General features: G+C 70.0%; 13 protein-coding genes. 8 read left to right on the top strand and 5 right to left on the bottom strand.

All coding sequences use genetic code 11. The annotated features are described in order from the left end of the window. Positions 1-231: 231 nt before the first annotated feature. Together AC068D_RS17495 and AC068D_RS17500 are read left to right on the top strand one after the other, a co-directional pair. Positions 232-1008 carry an SDR family NAD(P)-dependent oxidoreductase gene (locus AC068D_RS17495; RefSeq protein WP_478823883.1) on the top strand — a complete coding sequence of 259 codons (777 nt, stop codon included), beginning with the start codon at positions 232-234 and terminating at the stop codon, positions 1006-1008. Positions 1009-1256: 248 nt separating this feature from the next. Then, positions 1257-1814 carry a hypothetical protein gene (locus tag AC068D_RS17500; protein WP_478823884.1) on the top strand — a complete coding sequence of 186 codons (558 nt, stop codon included), beginning with the start codon at positions 1257-1259 and terminating at the stop codon, positions 1812-1814. A gap of 65 nt (positions 1815-1879) precedes the next feature. Here AC068D_RS17500 and AC068D_RS17505 read toward each other — a convergent pair whose 3' ends face one another. Both AC068D_RS17505 and AC068D_RS17510 read right to left on the bottom strand, forming a co-directional pair. Beyond that, positions 1880-2167, bottom strand: coding sequence for a WhiB family transcriptional regulator (locus tag AC068D_RS17505; protein WP_478823885.1), 288 nt, complete (start codon positions 2165-2167; stop codon positions 1880-1882). A gap of 272 nt (positions 2168-2439) precedes the next feature. After that, positions 2440-3162: a transporter substrate-binding domain-containing protein gene (locus AC068D_RS17510; protein WP_478823886.1), complete on the bottom strand. Its 723-nt coding sequence runs from the start codon at positions 3160-3162 to the stop codon at positions 2440-2442. 161 nt (positions 3163-3323) lie between these two features. Here AC068D_RS17510 and AC068D_RS17515 point away from each other — a divergent pair, with 161 nt between their 5' ends. After that, entirely contained in the window at positions 3324-4964 is a 1641-nt protein-coding gene (locus tag AC068D_RS17515; RefSeq protein WP_478823887.1) for an alpha/beta hydrolase, read from the top strand. 149 nt (positions 4965-5113) lie between these two features. On the opposite strand, the gene AC068D_RS17520 is transcribed toward AC068D_RS17515, so the two are convergent. Then, positions 5114-6370, bottom strand: a complete 1257-nt coding sequence (locus AC068D_RS17520; protein WP_478823888.1) for an RtcB family protein — start codon at positions 6368-6370, stop codon at positions 5114-5116. 165 nt (positions 6371-6535) lie between these two features. Here AC068D_RS17520 and AC068D_RS17525 point away from each other — a divergent pair, with 165 nt between their 5' ends. From AC068D_RS17525 to AC068D_RS17535, 3 genes are all read left to right on the top strand, one after another. After that, a complete protein-coding gene (locus AC068D_RS17525; RefSeq protein ID WP_478823889.1) occupies positions 6536-7369 on the top strand; it encodes a DUF3558 domain-containing protein in 834 nt (277 codons plus the stop codon). Between the two features lie 181 nt (positions 7370-7550). Next, positions 7551-8279 carry a DUF3558 domain-containing protein gene (locus AC068D_RS17530; RefSeq protein ID WP_478823890.1) on the top strand — a complete coding sequence of 243 codons (729 nt, stop codon included), beginning with the start codon at positions 7551-7553 and terminating at the stop codon, positions 8277-8279. 290 nt (positions 8280-8569) lie between these two features. Further along, positions 8570-9958 carry a DUF2637 domain-containing protein gene (locus AC068D_RS17535; RefSeq protein ID WP_478823891.1) on the top strand — a complete coding sequence of 463 codons (1389 nt, stop codon included), beginning with the start codon at positions 8570-8572 and terminating at the stop codon, positions 9956-9958. A gap of 506 nt (positions 9959-10464) precedes the next feature. On the opposite strand, the gene lysS is transcribed toward AC068D_RS17535, so the two are convergent. After that, positions 10465-12204 (bottom strand): lysine--tRNA ligase, encoded by a 1740-nt coding sequence (gene lysS / locus AC068D_RS17540; RefSeq protein WP_478823892.1) that lies wholly within the window; start codon positions 12202-12204, stop codon positions 10465-10467. A 194-nt stretch (positions 12205-12398) separates the two neighbouring features. Between lysS and argS the strand changes: the two genes are divergently transcribed. Further along, positions 12399-14162 (top strand): arginine--tRNA ligase, encoded by a 1764-nt coding sequence (gene argS / locus AC068D_RS17545; RefSeq protein ID WP_478823893.1) that lies wholly within the window; start codon positions 12399-12401, stop codon positions 14160-14162. 127 nt (positions 14163-14289) lie between these two features. Here the strand turns inward: argS and AC068D_RS17550 are convergent, their stop codons facing one another. Continuing rightward, complete coding sequence (locus tag AC068D_RS17550) at positions 14290-15861, bottom strand: helix-turn-helix domain-containing protein (protein ID WP_478823894.1); 1572 nt, start codon at positions 15859-15861, stop codon at positions 14290-14292. 304 nt (positions 15862-16165) lie between these two features. Between AC068D_RS17550 and AC068D_RS17555 the strand changes: the two genes are divergently transcribed. Continuing rightward, complete coding sequence (locus AC068D_RS17555) at positions 16166-16855, top strand: DUF4232 domain-containing protein (RefSeq protein ID WP_478823895.1); 690 nt, start codon at positions 16166-16168, stop codon at positions 16853-16855. Positions 16856-16861 lie beyond the last annotated feature (6 nt).

A 16861-nucleotide genomic window follows, 5' to 3' on the forward strand; every position in this document is an offset into this window, starting at 1 on the left:
GGGACCGGCGTCCGGGTGCACGGTCCAGGCACAAGTACAGGCACGGTCACAGCCAGGGCCTCGGCCCCGCACGGCTCGAAGGTGATCGGGGCAGGGCACCGCTGTCGCAACGCCGTCGACATCCTGCCGCCGCCACGACCACCAGCGATCATGTGCGCAGCCGCGGAGCCGCTGACCACGGCATATCCTGACCAGTGGCCGCTGGTATCGATCTATGTCCTAGGAGCCGCCATGACCTCCGCCGCGCCCATCGCCGTCGTCACCGGAGCGAGCAGTGGTATCGGTGCCGCGACGGCACGTGGCCTGGCCTCGGAGGGGTTCCATGTGGTCCTCACCGCCCGCCGCAAGGACCGCATCGAGGCCATAGCCGCCGAACTCGCCGAAGCCGGCCACCAGGCCACGGCCTACGCACTGGACGTCACCGACCGCGCCGCCGTCGATGCCTTCGCCGCCTCGCTCGACGGCTCCGGCCGGGGGCCGGTCAAGGTGCTGGTCAACAACGCGGGCGGAGCACTCGGAGCCGACCCGGTCGCGACCGGCGACCCCGCCGACTGGCGCCAGATGTTCGAGGTCAACGTCCTCGGTACGCTCCACACGACCCAGGCTTTGCTCCCGGCGCTCACGGCCAGCGGCGACGGTACGGTCGTCGTCCTCTCCTCGACCGCCGCCCACGCCACCTACGAGGGCGGCGCAGGATACGTCGCCGCCAAGCACGGCGCCCGCGTACTCGCCGAGACACTCCGGCTCGAGATCGTCGGCACCCCGGTCCGTGTCATCGAGATCGCCCCCGGCATGGTCAAGACGGAGGAGTTCGCCACGACCCGCTTCCGCGGCGACACCGAGAAGGCCGCCAAGGTCTACGCGGGTGTGGCGGAACCCCTCACCGCCGAGGACGTCGCCGAGACGATCGCCTGGGCCGTCTCCCGCCCGTCCCACGTCAACATCGATCTCATGGTCGTCCGCCCCCGCGCCCAGGCGTCCAACACCAAGGTCCACCGCGAACCCTGAGCACGGCCACGGAGCCCTCCCCAGGAGGCCCGAGCCGACGAACGTTGTGGCGATTCCCGGAGCCGGGACGAGCTACGACTCCCCATGCACACCTGCGCGTTACCTGGTGTGAGGCCTCCTACGGAGTTCGGCGTGCGCTGTTCGAATCCGGGAGGTGGTTGCCGGCCCATAACCCGGCAAGCTGACACGGCCCGGCCCGGTCCACCCCTACAACGGAGTTCGCTGCTCCGTCCATGTATGGGGGAACCATGAAGCACACGCGCCCCACCCTGGCCCGCCGGCTCACAGCGGTCGCTCTCGTCGCCCTCTGCATGCTCCCGGCGGGGTGCAGCGACAACGACGACTCCGGCGGAGGCACCTCCGGGCCCTCGTCCGGAACGGACGGCTCGGGCGGCTCGGACGATGCGGGCGAGGCCGGCACGGACGACACCGCGGGCGAGGCCGGGGACACCGATCAGGGCGGCGACGGCGCCGACACCGGAAGTGGCACGGACTCGGATGACGAACCGGTCGGCAACTGCGCGTCCTACACGCTGCCTGCCTCCGACCAGTCCCCCAAGTCGTTCTCCGACGGCACCAACAGCATCGACCTGCGGCGCGGCTACAACGTTTCCGCGCAGGTCGTCGAGGCCACATCGGACGACGGCCGCTACAGCGGCGAGTACAGCCTGATGAGCGGCGAGGCAGCCTTCTACGACGGGCAGATCACCGTGTCCATCGAGTACGAGCTGGTCACAGGGTTCGACGGGCAGGTCACCAGTGAGCCGGTGCAGAAGGCGCACGTATGCGGCTGGACCGAGGAGTGACCCCTCACCGAACGACGGCTCGGCAGTCTGTCCCCCCGGGCCCTCGCCGCACCGTGCCACAGCCGCTAACCGGCGCTCCGTTCCCGGTAGCGACGACGGGCCGTACGGCGCTTGAGCGCCCGCCGTTCGTCCTCGCCGAGACCACCCCACACCCCGGTGTCCTGACCATGTTCCATGGCCCACTCGAGGCACTGCTCACGCACCGGGCACCGGCGGCAGACGGACTTGGCCTCGGCCACCTGCAGGAGGGCGGGACCGGTGTTGCCGATGGGGAAGAACAGGTCGGGGTCTTCGTCGAGGCATGCCGCGTCATGACGCCAGTTCTCGTACTCCACGGGGAGCGCCTCCTCCATTCGCAGACGTTTTTCGGTCCCCTCTCGGGTCGCCGACGAGCGGCCGCTGAAACTCCCGATGCGCATGCGATCGCCTGATCTGGCCGAAATCCGGTTGAAGTGCTCCGCCGCTCCGCACGATCAGGGCTCATCACCCGTCCCGCACTCGTCGCCCGCCCCCGTTCAGGGGCTACCGCTCCGCCGGGTCGAGGCATCCGTCCAGCCCCCCGGACCGAAGCCGGTCCGGGGCTGTCGATCACTCATGCCGCTGGACCAGCCGCCGAACGCCGCGCCTACCGGGGCGGGGCGACCAGGGCTTCGGACTGATTCGCGCGCCGAAGTGCGTCGGCGACGAACCCTCGGGCCTTCAACTCCTCGACGAGGTCCCCGAGGAAGCGGACGGTCTCGGGCCGCCGGGCCTTCGTCGTGCCCACCGCCTGCCGTATCTGCATGAACGCACCGTCGATCAGGCGGACGTCGGGGTGCGACGCAACGAACTCGGTCATCGGCTGTCTGATTCCGGCCGCGACCTCCAGGCCCTCGGCACGGAACACTTCGGCTCCTTCCTCTCCGCGCACGACGCCCGCGTGCAGAAGAGTGCGCGAGAGGAAGAGGTCGTAGGCGGACCCACGCTTCACGCCGATGCGCACACCCGCACGGTCGACGTCGGCGGCCGTGGTGAAAGCCGCTTCCTGGGGCACCACGTACACACCCTCGATCACCACGTACGGTGCGGTGAAGGCGACCTCGGCCTCGCGAGCGGGCTCGACCGCCAGGAAGCAGAGGTCGGCCCGGCCCGTTGCCATCGCCTCGAACGACTTCCGCGCCGCGTCGAAACAGATGAGTTCCACCGGCACACCGAGCCGCGCGCCGATCTCACGCGCGATATCGACCGTGACCCCGGTCGGCGCGTCCGGTGCGCCCTGGGCAAGTACCGGATTACCGAGGTTGATCGAGGCCCGCAACAAGCCGCTCGGCGCCAGGTCCTCGGCTATGGCAGCAGTCGTATGTGTCATCCGCCGGAGTCTACGACCGCTCTCACCGACGACCGCCGTGTCGACCGCCATTCGGCTGCGGTCGGCTCGCGCACGCTGCCGGACTGCGGTGTCGTGGACACGGATGCGTGCCGGGGCCCAGCGCACGGATGGCAACGGACGCTCAGCCGTGGAGGACAAGCATGCCGATATCCGGATCCGCAGCGGGCCGTCGGCCCGGTGTCGCGGCGATAGCCGCACTGGTGACCTGTTCGACGGTACTGACGGGACAGCACCTCGCCGCGGCAGGCGGTACACCCGCACCTTCGGTGCCCGCCCCACAGCTGGACTGGAGACCCTGCATTCACGGCAGTCGGTTCGACTGCGCGACCGCGAAGGTGCCGCTGGACCACGACAACCCCCGTGGTCGCACCATCGACCTGGCCGTCATCAAGCGGAAGGCAACCGGCCCCGGACAACGCGTCGGCACTCTGTTCTTCAACCCGGGCGGACCCGGTGGGCCGGGAACGGTGCAAATGCCGCAGAATTACGAGTCCTTCCCGCAGGACGTGCGGGAGCGGTTCGACATCGTCAGCTGGGACCCCCGCGGGGTCGGCAGCAGCACCGCGGTGAACTGCTTCGCGAGTCCCGAGGAAGCCGCCACCTGGAATGCGAGCAAAGCGGCCGGCTTCCCGGTGGGCGAACAGGAGCGGACGGCCTTCATCGCCGCGTACAAGGATCTGGGGCGACGCTGTCAGCAGCGCGACCCCGAGCTCCTGCGCCATGTGTCGACCACCGATACCGCTCGCGACCTCGACCAGCTCCGCCAGGCGGTGGGCGACCCGCAACTCACCTACTTCGGGATCTCCTACGGCACGATCCTGGGCGCCACCTACGCCAATCTCTTTCCCGGCAAGGTCCGCGCCATGGTCCTCGACAGCAACATCGACCCGCAGGCCTGGACGAACCATGCGTCCGAGGACGACCCCCGGCTCACCACATTCCTGCGCTTGGGCTCGGACCGCAGCGCAGCAGCGACCCTCGACCGGTTCCTCACCCTGTGCGGGGCTGCCACCACCGACCGCTGCGCCTTCTCGGCCGGCAGCCCGAAGGCGACCCGGGACAAGTTCGACCGGCTGATGCAGCGGCTCCGGGAACATTCCGTGGGCGCGTGGACCTACGGCCGCACGGTCGGTGACGTCGTGAACAGCCTCTTCGTCGTCCATCCCGGGTGGACGGACCTCGCCGGCAGGCTGCAGGACCTGTGGCGGGGCAGCGCCCCGGAGCCGTCCCCGCTCCCACCCGCACCACCGGTTCCGCATCCGAATCCGTACTTGGGCGAAGAACAGGCGAGTGCGGTGCTCTGCGGCGACAGCCCCAATCCCCGTGACCCCGGTGATTACCACGCCCTGGAGGAGGCCGCCGCCACCCGCGCGGGCGACGCCGGACGCTTCTGGACCTGGGCCGCCGAAGGGTGTGCCACCTGGCCGGCGGTCGCCGCCCACCGTTATCGCGGCCCGTGGAACAAGCCGACGGCTCACCCCGTCCTGGTGGTCGGCACCACCGACGACCCCTCCACTCCCTACTGGGGCGCGCAGGCCATGGCCAGGGAACTGGCCAACGCCCGTCTGCTCACCAACAACGGGTACGGGCACACCGCACTGATCAACCCCAGCAGCTGCGTCAAGCAGTACGAGAGCCGGTACCTCATCGACGGCGCCCTCCCGCCGGCCGGAACGACGTGCCGGCAGGACACGCCCCCCTTCTCCGCACCCAGGCCGAGCGGCGGCGTCGCCACCGGCGGCGGAGCGATGGCCGGGCACCGTCCTCCGAGTCGGCGGTAGCCCGCAGGCAGGGCACGCGCCGGCTCGATCGGGCCCCGGAGCGCTCGGGATACCCGGCACGCCACTTCGCGATCAGGGCCGAGGCCCCGAGCCCACAGCAGGACCCCGGCTTCGGAGTCCGGGCCGTCGATGACGTGGTGTGCCGGACGTCAGCCCTTGACGCAGATGACCTGCTTGAGCTTCGCCACGACCTGCACCAGGTCCTTCTGCTGGTCGATCACCTGGCTGATCGGCTTGTACGCCGCCGGGATCTCGTCCACGACTCCGGAGTCCTTGCGGCACTCCACACCCCGTGTCTGGTCCTCCAGATCCTTCGTCGAGAACTTCCGCTTCGCAGCGGTCCGGCTCATCCTCCGGCCGGCGCCGTGCGAGGCCGAGTTGAACGACTTCGGGTTGCCCAGACCACGGACGATGTACGACTCGGTCCCCATGGAGCCGGGGATGATGCCCCACTCCCCGGAGCCCGCACTGATGGCTCCCTTACGGGTGACCAGCAGATCCATCCCGTCGTACCGCTCCTCGCTCACGTAGTTGTGATGGCAGCTGATCACGCCGGGGCGGTACTCGACGGTCCTCATCCGGCCCTCGGCATCCTCCTGCAGACAGGAGATGACCGGATCGAAGGTGACCTTGGCCTTTCTGAACTCCTTGCGGACGACCTCCTGGAAGAGTCCCATCATGATCGCGCGGTTGTACTTCGCGTACTCCTGCGCCCAGAAGAGATCGTTGCGGTACGCCGCCATCTGCGGGGTGTCCGCGATGAACACCGCCAGGTCCCGGTCGACCAGGCCCTGGTTGTGCGGCAGCTTCTGGGCCTCGCCGATGTGGTACTCGGCGAGCTCCTTGCCGATGTTCCGCGAGCCGGAGTGGAGCATCAGCCACACCGCGCCGGACTCGTCGAGACAGAACTCCACGAAGTGGTTGCCCGAGCCCAGCGTTCCCATCTGTTTCGTCGCGCGCTCACGCCGGAACTTCACTGCGTCGGCCACGTCGTCGAACCGCGACCAGAAGTCACCGAACCCCGCCGCCGGGAACCCGTACACCCGGCCCGGGTCCACCGGGTCGTCGTGCATGCCCCGGCCGACCGGGATGGCCTGCTCGATCCTGGACCGCAGCCGGGACAGATCGCCCGGCAGATCGTTCGCGGTGAGCGAGCTCCTTACGGCCGACATTCCGCAGCCGATGTCGACGCCGACCGCCGCGGGGCAGACCGCACCGTGCATCGCGATCACCGAGCCGACCGTGGCACCCTTGCCGTAGTGCACATCCGGCATCACGGCGAGTCCCTTGATCCAGGGCAGCGTGGCGACGTTCTGCAGCTGCCGCATCGCGCCGTCCTCGACCGTGGACGGATCCGTCCACATCCGGATCGGGACCTTCGCCCCGGGCATCTCTACATACGACATACTTCCCCAATTCCCCCGATAAGCCTGAAAACGCAAAAACCGGCGCCAAGGTCGGCTGAACGGACAACCGACCGGCGTTCACAGCTGCGCGTGCGATACACATTGTGTCCATCGGCCCGCACCGGGCGGCAAGCAGTTTTCCCGTGGCAGAAGGAGTTCCGCACCGTGCAGCGAAAGGCGTACGTATCCGGCATGGCGGCGCTCCTCGTCGCGCTCGTCACCGGCTGCACCGCCGGGTCGGGGGACAACGGCTCCGCCACCGACACCAAGCCCGGCGACTCCGCCGGTCCCGGCGTGGCCGCCCCCGGCAAGTACCGCACGCTCTACGAGCCCTGCGGCGCGGTCGAGCGCTCCACCCTCCGGGACCTGCTCCCCGGCGCCGCCGGACTGCCCGAGGAGCAGCAGGAGAAGGTGTACGGCGGCACGGCAGCCGTCACCTACGACACGGACCGCCGGGTCGGCTGCAGCTGGAAGGCCGACGCGCCGGACGCCTCGCACCACCTCCGTATCGACGTCGAACGCGTCGTGTCGTACGACACGGAGGTCAGCGACGACGTCCGGGCCCAGGAGGTCTACGCCCGCAAGCAGGACGCTGCCCAGCTGCCTGCGCCCGCAGACCCCCGCGACGAGAAGGTCCAGGACACGGAGCCCTCCGGCGGCACGGCGTCACCCAAGCCCAGCGCCGCTGCGGGAGCCGCGGGCACCCCGACCCCCTCGGGCACCACGGGCAGCCCTGCTCCGGGGGAAAGCGCCGAGGGGCTCGAACCCCGAGAGCTCGACGGCCTCGGCGACGCGGCGTTCCTCGACGACGCCCTCACCCGTGCCGGTTCCACCGCACAGCACCGGACCGTGAGCGTGGTCTTCCGCACATCGAACGTGATCGTGACCGTCGAGTACGTCGAGCAGCCGGCCCTCGTCACAGAGATCCCGGACAGCAAGGAACTGCAGGAAAAGGCGCAGGCCCTGGCCCTGAACCTGGCCGAGCGCTTCAACGACTAGCCCGTCCACCGCCGGCACCGTCGGGTGCCCGCCCGCACCACCGGGTTCCGGCACCCCATCCCGCAGGACGCCCTCGGCGACGTAACGTGTCGGCGTACCGTGGCCGACCGGAAGGCTCCGGACCGGCCGACCGTCCGTCCCGCACCACGGCGGACCGTACGACACACCGAGTGAAGGAACCATGCACCGATCAGCCCCGCGACTCACCCGCATACTCGCCTGCGCCGCCGTCCCGGTGATGCTCGTCGTCGCCGGCTGCTCGTCGGACTCCGGCAGCGAGGACAAGGCCTCCGGCTCGGCCCCCTCCTCCCCCGGCGAGGCGGCATCCGGCTCGAAGCAGTCAGCGGCGGCCGTCGAGCCCGCGAAGTTCGCCAAGCTGCCCGAGCCGTGCAAGGCGCTCTCCTCGAAGACGATCGGGGAGCTGGTGCCGAAGGTGAAGAACAAGGCCGGCACGGCAGGCACCTCCAGTGACGTCGGCGTCCGTGGCGGCTGCTCCTGGAACGGCCTGGAGGACAAGGGCGTCAAGGGCTCGAACTACCGCTGGCTCGACGTCTCCTTCCTGCGCTACCAGTCCGAGTCCGGTCTGGGCAGCGGCCAGAAGCGGGCCCAGGAGGCGTACGAGAAGGAAGTCGCCAAGACCGCGGCCACGGAGGGCGCCAAGAGCGTCAAGAAGTCGCCGGCGCAGGGCGTCGGTGACGAGGCCACGGCGATCAGCTTCGACCTGAACAAGACGGACGAGACGTTCAAGTACGCCACAATCGTGGCCCGTGCGGGGAACGTCGTGTTCACCCTCGGCTACAACGGTGCGGGCTACGCCGGTGCCAAGACACCGGACGGGGCGGAGCTGCTGAAGGACGCCGTGAAGGCGGCCAAGGAAGCAGCGGCCTCGATCGCGACGGCCAACAAGTAGTCCACCCGGCGAGGCCGGACCCGATCATGTGATCACCCGACCGTCCCGCCCGGCGACGGCCGTTGGACGCTCCACCGCGCTCCCGTTCCGGACACCGGTCCGGGAACCGTCGGAAATCCGGCAGCAGCGGCCCGGAGCCCAGGTAAAAGGCACAGCGAGAGCCCGGACCACCTCCCCGGAGGCTCGGGCTCCGCAATCATGTGCCAGGCTTGGCCCGCTCCGACGGCGCGCGAGCCGGCGTCCGGGCACCGGAGTTCGATCCGGAATTCGATATCGGGAGGGGATCGCGGGTGGCCGCGATGCAGCTGACACGCACGCACCGCATTCTCATCGGCGTCGTCGTTGCCGGAGCGGTGATCATCGCCGCGATCGGCTTCGCCGGGTCGTACGCTGCCGTGCGCGAGCTTGCCGAGAAGAAGGGCTTCGGCGACTTCTCCCTCGTCTTCCCGATCGGCATCGACGCAGGCATCTGCGTGCTGCTCGCTCTCGACCTCCTGCTCACCTGGATCCGCATCCCCTTCCCGCTGCTGCGCCAGACCGCATGGCTGCTGACGGCCGCGACGATCGCCTTCAACGGAGCCGCGGCCTGGCCCGACCCTCTCGGCGTCGGTATGCACGCGGTCATTCCGGTGCTCTTCGTGGTCTCGGTCGAGGCCGCCCGGCACGCGGTGGGCCGGATCGCGGACATCACGGCCGACAAGCACATGGAGGGCGTGCGGCTCACCCGCTGGCTCCTCTCGCCCGTGCCCACGTTCCGGCTCTGGCGGCGGATGAAGCTGTGGGAGCTGCGCAGTTACGAGCAGGTCATCAAGCTGGAGCAGGACCGGCTGATCTACCAGGCCCGTCTGCAGGCCCGCTTCGGGCGGGCGTGGCGGCGCAAGGCGCCCATCGAGGCGCTGATGCCGCTGCGGCTCGCCAAGTACGGGGTTCCGCTGGCGGAAACGGCGCCTGCGGGACTTGCGGCGGCAGGGATCGAGCCGGCCCTGCTGCCGCCGAACCCGCCGCCCGCGGGGGAGCGGCCGGCAACGGAGCTTCCCGCTGCCGGACCGTCCGCCGCGGGTTCGCCGGCAGGCGGCCTTCCGGCGCCGCTCGCCCCCGCGGACTCCCGGCAGGAATGGGCCCAGCCCCACCCGGACGATCACCGGCTGCCGCAGGGTGAGCGGCAGGGGTCCCATGAAAGCCCGTGGTTCGCCGCGCCGCAGGTACCCCAGGAGGCGTACGAGAGCGCGTACAACCCGACCTATGTCGAGGGTCTGGAGCCGACTGCGGTCGCGGTCCCGGCCGGCCCGGACGCGATGCCCGCCGGTCAGGGTCCCGGCACCATTCCGGCGCCGCGTGCCGAGCAGCAGGCGATGTACGAACAGGCCCCGGTAGCCGCCCCGCAGGCCGAGCGCGGATCCGGTGCGCCGACCGTGCCCCCGGCCGGCGGCCTCACCGAGCCTGCCGCTCCCGAGGACGCCGACCTCCTCGAGGACGCCGATTTCGCCGAGCTGGCCTACCCGGTCTTCAAGGACTACGTGGACCTCCACGGCGCCTTCCCCAGCAACGATGTGCTGGACATAACCCTCGCCGACGTCCACGCAATCCATCACCCGCGCAGCGGAAGCCTCCTGCGGCGTCTGATGCCGGAGTTCCAGAACCGCTACCAGGCCGATCTGGAGGCCGAGCACATCGCGTAGGGACCGACCGCACGGTGGGCGGCGGGTCATGCCCGCTTCTCCCCGTCGTCCTTCCCGGACCGCGAGCACCGCGTACAGCACCGGGCACAGCACCCTGAGGGCCGCTTATTCGGCGGTGGGCATCTCCCCCACCGATTCCTGGTCGTCCCCTACCGCTCGTCCCCGTGGACGGGACTGCCGGACAGCGGGAGCCGGCAGGTCCCCGGACTCCGGTGATCCGGCCGGCTGACGCCGCGATCGGCTTCCTTGCCCCCGCGGTCGCCCGGTGGGCACCCGACACCTGTCCTGGACAGCTCCCAGGCGGCGGGGCCGGGCCGGTTGTTCCAGTGGAGACAGCAGCGCCGCAGGGTCCTCGCCCCAGTGGGCGAGGACCCTGCGGCGCCGTGCCGACGCGACGGCCGGGTCAGGCACCAAGCCCGTCGCGCCCGAAGCGGGATCCGGCCCGAAGCGGGCTCAGGGACTTGGGCGGCGTCGGGGCCCGGGGCGGGGTTGGGGCCCGGGGCGGGTCAGGAGCCGAGGAGCTTCCGCACCCGCTCGGCGCCCACGGCCAGCAGCAGCGTCGGCAGCCGCGGTCCGGTCTCACGGCTGACCAGCAGCCGGTACAGCAGCGCGAAGAACGAACGCTGAGCGACCTTCAGCTCGGGCGTCGGCTTGGCGTCCGGCTCCAGCCCGGCCATCACCTTCGGCACGCCGTAGACGAGCGTGGTGAGCCCGTCCAGCGACCAGTGGGAGTCGAGCCCCTCCAGGAGCAGCCGCAGCGATTCCCGCCCCGCCTCGTCGAGCGACCCGAGCAGCTCCGCGTCGGGGGCGGCCCGGACGATCGTCCGGGCGTCGGCCGGAACCTGAGTGGTGATCCAGTTCTCCGCGCGGTCGAGGCGCGGCCGGGCGACATCGAGCGAGGTCAGCGGATTCGCCGGGTCCAGCTCGCTGAGGATCCGCAGGGTCTGCTCGTCATGGCCGGCCGTGATGTCGACGACCGAGGCGAGCGTGCGGTAGGGCAGCGGGCGCGGGGTCCGCGGCAGCTCGGCCGCGGCGGTGCGCACCGCACGGGAGTGCGCCGCCGCGTCGGCGGGGAGCACGGTCCCGTCCTGGACCTTGCTCTCCAGCTTGTCCCACTCGTCGTAGAGCCGCTGGATCTCCTGGTCGAAGGCGATCTTGAAGGACTGGTTGGGCTTGCGCCGGGCGTACAGCCAGCGCAGCAGGGGTGCCTCCATGATCTTCAGCGCGTCGGCAGGTGTCGGCACCCCACCGCGGGACGACGACATCTTCGCCATGCCGGAGATCCCCACGAAGGCGTACATGGGTCCGATCGGCTGCACTCCGTCGAAGACGTCGCGGACGATCTGTCCACCCACGACGAACGACGACCCCGGCGACGAGTGGTCGACACCGCTGGGCTCGAAGATCACGCCCTCGTACGCCCAGCGCATCGGCCAGTCGACCTTCCAGACCAGCTTGCCGCGGTTGAACTCGCTCAGCCGGACCGTCTCGGAGAAGCCGCACGCCGTGCAGGAGTACGTCAGCTCCGTCGTCGCGTCGAGGTACTCGGTGACCGTCGTCAGGTCCTTCTCGCAGTTGCCGCAGTACGGCTTGTAGGGGAAGTACCCTGCGGAGCCGCCGCTGCCGTCGTCCTCGCTCGCCGCGCCGGAGCCCTCGGCGGCCTCCAGCTCGGCCTCGTCGGCCGGCTTCTGCTGCTGCTTCTTCGGCTGGGGCTTGGCCTTCGTCCGGTACTGGTCGAGGATCGCGTCGATGTCGGCACGGTGCTTCATGGCGTGCAGGATCTGCTCGCGGTAAACACCCGAGGTGTATTGCCGGGTCTGACTGATCGGGTCGTACTCGACGCCCATCTCGGCGAGCGACTCGACCATCGCGGCCTTGAAGTGCTCGGCCCAGTTCGCGTACGGCGAGCCCTCGGGGGCGGGCACGGAGGTGAGCGGCTTGCCGATGTGCTCGGCCCAGGAGTCGTCGACTCCTGGGATGCCGGCCGGCACCTTGCGGTAGCGGTCGTAGTCGTCCCACGAGATCAGATGACGGACCTCGTACCCGCGCCGGCGGATCTCGTCCGCGACCAGGTGCGGGGTCATGACCTCGCGCAGATTGCCCAGGTGGATCGGTCCTGACGGGGACAGCCCAGAGGCAACCACGACCGGTTTCCCGGGCGCACGCCGTTCCGACTCGGCGATGACATCGTCCGCGAAACGGGAGACCCAGTCGGTCTCGGTGCTGCTCTGAGCCACGATCGGCACGTCCTTGAATGCTTGAGTCTTTCGGAGCTGGCTTCGGCCATTCTCCCAGACGGAACAGCGGGCTCGATGGTTGTCCACAGGCGCGTGGTTGTCCACAGCCTCCCGCTTCCGTGGAGGAAACAGGTTGCTCCCCCATGGGACACTTGACTACCGATTAAGCACCGCCGACCACCCACCGACAGGAACGGAAGCTCATGGCCTCGGTCCCTTCCCTCGCTTCGACCGTGCAGCAGCGACTCGCGGAAGCCCTCTCGGCAGCCCTGCCGGAGGCCGGCTCCGCCGACCCGCTGTTGCGACGTAGCGACCGGGCCGACTTCCAGGCCAACGGCATCCTGGCGCTCGCCAAGCAGCTCAAGGGCAATCCGCGTGCGCTGGCCACTCAGGTCGTCGAGGCGATCCCGGCCAACGACGTCCTGAAGGACATCGAGGTCTCCGGTCCGGGCTTCCTCAACATCACGGTCACCGACGAGGCGATCGTGAAGACCCTGGCGGCCCGTGCCGCCGACGACCGCCTCGGTGTTCCGTACGCCGCGGGTGCCGGCACGACCGTGATCGACTACGCCCAGCCCAATGTGGCGAAGGAGATGCACGTCGGCCATCTGCGCTCCGCCGTGATCGGCGCCGCGATGGTCGAGATCCTGGAGTTCACCGGCGAGAAGGTGATCCGGCGCCATCACATCGGCGACTGGGGCACCCAGTTCGGCATGCTCATCCAGTATCTGATCGAGCATCCGCACGAGCTGGACCACAGGAACGAGGCCGCGGTCTCCGGTGAGGAGGCCATGTCGAATCTGAACCGGCTCTACAAGGCCTCGCGCGCCCTCTTCGACTCCGACGAGGAGTTCAAGGACCGGGCCCGTCGCCGCGTGGTCGACCTCCAGGCGGGCGAGGAGCAGACCCTCGCCCTGTGGCAGCGCTTCGTCGACGAGTCGAAGATCTACTTCTACTCGGTCTTCAACAAGCTCGACATGGAGATCAACGACCCGGACGTCGTCGGCGAGTCCGGCTACAACGACATGCTGGTCGAGACCTGCCGGATCCTGGAGGAGTCGGGCGTCGCGGTCCGCTCGAACGGCGCGCTGTGCGTCTTCTTCGACGATGTGAAGGGCCCCGACGGCAATCCGGTCCCGCTGATCGTCCAGAAGTCCGACGGCGGCTTCGGCTACGCGGCAACGGACCTCTCCGCGATCCGCGACCGCGTCCGGAACCTGGGCGCGAGCACGCTGCTGTACGTGGTGGACGCGCGTCAGTCGCTCCACTTCCGGATGGTCTTCGAGACCGCACGCCGGATCGGCTGGCTGAACGACGACGTCAAGGCCGTTCAGCTCGCCTTCGGCACGGTGCTCGGCAAGGACGGCAAGCCGTTCAAGACCCGCGAGGGCGAGACCGTGCGTCTCGTGGACCTGCTGGACGAGGCGATCGAGCGTGCCTCCACGGTAGTCCGCGAGAAGGCCAAGGACCTCACCGAGGAGGAGATCGCCGAACGCGGGGCCCAGGTGGGCATCGGCGCGGTCAAGTACGCCGACCTCTCCACCTCCGCGTCCCGGGACTACAAGTTCGACCTGGACCAGATGGTGTCGTTGAACGGCGACACCTCCGTGTACCTCCAGTACGCCTACGCCAGGATCAAGTCGATCTTCGGCAAGGCGGGCGACAGGACGCCGGTGGCCCACCCGGAGCTCGAACTGGCCCCGGCCGAGCGGGCACTCGGCCTGCACCTGGACCAGTTCGGCGAGACGGTGGCCGAAGCGGCGGCGGCGTACGAACCGCACAAGCTGGCCGCGTACCTGTACCAGCTGGCGTCGCTCCTCACGACGTTCTACGACCAGTGCCCGGTCATCAAGCCTGCGCCTCCGCAGGAGATCGCGGAGAACCGGCTGTTCCTCTGCGACCTCACCGCCCGCACGCTCCGCCAGGGCATGGCCCTGCTGGGTATCGGCACGCCCGAGCGCCTCTGACCGGTGCGACGGTCCGATGGGGGTGTACGCGAGTACACCCCCATCGCCCTGCCGGAACACCCCGGCAGCGCGACTGGACCCCTGCCTTGCCCGTGTCCGGGACGCCTGCCGTCACCGCACCGGGCGGTCACTCGGCAATCCACTCACCCTTCGTGGGCCAGTAGAGATACTGCTTGCGTCCCTCGAGCGCGCTCGTACGGAACGGCTTGCCGCCGTCGTCGATGCGCACTGTCCCGTGCCGGGGACCACTGCGCCAGGTCAGTTCCAGGTACCACCTGACCTCATGCAATTCGGTGTGCACATCGAGGTTCAGGACCTGCGGATCGCGGGCGGAGACCTTGTACGGGAAGTTCTTGGCAGGCACGACAGTGTCGCCGTCCTGTCCGGCCCTCGGCGTGGCCACCGGCCGTGCGTCGTCCAGGTCGATGTCGAAGGTCTGCGGAGTCACGCCGCTGCCGCAGCCGTCCCCCATGGAATAGGCCTGCCAGGGCAGAGGCGCGTCGCGCCCCACGACGCGTACATGGAGGGCACCGAGTACAACCGCCTCGTCCGTGGTACCCGTGGCGGTCAGCTGCAGGTGCATCCGCCCGCCGTCGACGCCGCCCAGGGCACCCGCCCAGCGGCGGGCGTCCTGTGGGGCGGGCGGGCGTGGCACCTGGTCGGGCTGACGGTCCAGCAGATAGTTCTCATCGCACGGCGCCTCCCAGTTGTATGAGCTGATCCCCACGTTGGGCGGGGCACCACGCTCGCCGCTGACGGCGGGCGGCGGCGACTTTCGTGTTGCGGACGGGTCGGAGGGGGTGGGATGCGTCCCCCCGGCCGGGGCGGCGCTGTCACGCGGGGAAGCGCTGCCACTCGGGGCGGCACTGGCCGACGACGATGCGGACGCGGAGGTTCCTGCGGGAGCGCCGGCTCCGGCGCCCTCGACGGATTCCTTCCCGTCCTCGTCGCTCGTTCCTGAGGTGCGCGGGAACTCGCCCATGGCGAAGGCCGCCGGGACGGCGAGGGCGACGACGACGGCCGCGGCGAGAGCGATGCGGATCCGGCGCTTGCGCAAGAGGGGCGGGGGCCCGGCCACGTCGGTGTCAGGGCCGCCGTCCTCCGCGTCCTCGGTCGCGCGGTCCGCCGAGGAAGCATCGGCCCCGGCCTCAGCGGCTGCCGCGGTACGGGCCGGCTCAGCAGGCGCCGCCGTCTCGCCGGTCACGGCCACAACTGTCGCCGGCGTCTCGCCCGTCACTGCCTCAGCAGGCGTTGCCGCGCCGGTCGTCCCTGCCACAGCAGGCGTTGCCGTCTCGCCCGTCACTGCCTCGGCAGGCGTTGCCGCGCCGGTCGTCCCTGCCACAGCAGGCGTTGCCGTCTCGCCCGTCACTGCCTCGGCAGGCGTTGCCGCGCCGATCGGCCCTGCTGCTCGAGCGGTCCCCGCCGTGGACTCGGCGGTGCCGTTCCGGCTGCGCCTGCGCGCTTCGTCGGCCAGGATCCAGCGACGGTGCAGCTCCATCAGTTCCTCGGAGGTGGCCCCGCACAACCGCGCGATCCGCTCCACCGGGGCGTAGTCCGTCGGGACCGCGTCGCCGTTGCAGTAGCGGTGCAGCGTGGACGTACTCATGTGCAGCTGCCCGGCCAGGGCCCCGTAGCTGCGTCCCGAGCGCTTCTTCAGCGCGCTCAGCAGCCCCGCGAAGCCGTCCGTCTCTGTCGCCACCCCGGTCCTCCAGGTCGTCCCGCGTCCCGGAACGCATCCCAGGCGGTCGTTCCAGGGACAGGGGACTTTCCCAGGTCAACTACCGTTCCGGCGTTCCGGCTTCCCTCATTGTCCCGGGTCTGTTGTCCCGTCATCGACGGGCCCCGCAAGGTGTGTTCAGCATCAGCCCCACCGGGAGCCTCCATGCGAACCCGCTTCAACATCAGCGATGTTCTCGCCACGACGGTGCTGATCATCTGCATCGCCGTCCTGGTCTCGCTGATCACGCATCACTGAATTCACCACAACGGGGAGTCGATCCACCATGCGCACCATCCGTACCCGTACCGTCATCACCGCCGCCACGGCCCTTCTGGCCGGCCTGTCCCTGACCGCCTGTCAGAACGACGGCAAGGACAGTGCCCATGCCCCTGCCGCCACAAGCTCCGGCAAGGCGGGCGCCCCCGCCGCCGGGACCCAGGCCACTGGCTCATCGGGCAGCAGCGGCACCGGCGCGCAGGGCGGCGCCGAGCACACGGGCAAGGGCGCAACCAACCAGAGCAGCAAGGGCAGCAGTGCAGGCAGCGGCGCCCCCGCCACCTGCACCGGCGGGAACACCAAGGTCGTCGTCACCAAGGTCACGCGCCCCATCAACCACCTGCTGCTCACCGTCACCAACACGGGCTCCCGCGTCTGCGATGCCTACGCCGCGCCGTTCCTCCGCTTCGACGACGAGCAGTCCCCCACCCAGGTCAACGAGGACAGCAAGCCACAGGCCGTCGTCAGCCTCGCGCCCGGCCGGTCCGCCTACGCCTCGGTCCTGCTGAGCGGCGAGGGCGGCGGTGACAGCAACGGCCGCACCGCCAAGGACCTCACCGTGCTCTTCGCCCCTCGTGACGGCGCAGGCTCCACCGGCGCACCGACCAGGCTCGTGCTCCCTGCGGGCACTCACAAGGACGATGCCGCCTCCGTCACCTACTGGCAGAGCTCGATGCAGGACGCTCTGACGTACTGACGGCCG

The organism is Streptomyces sp. NPDC043861 (assembly GCF_056435905.1).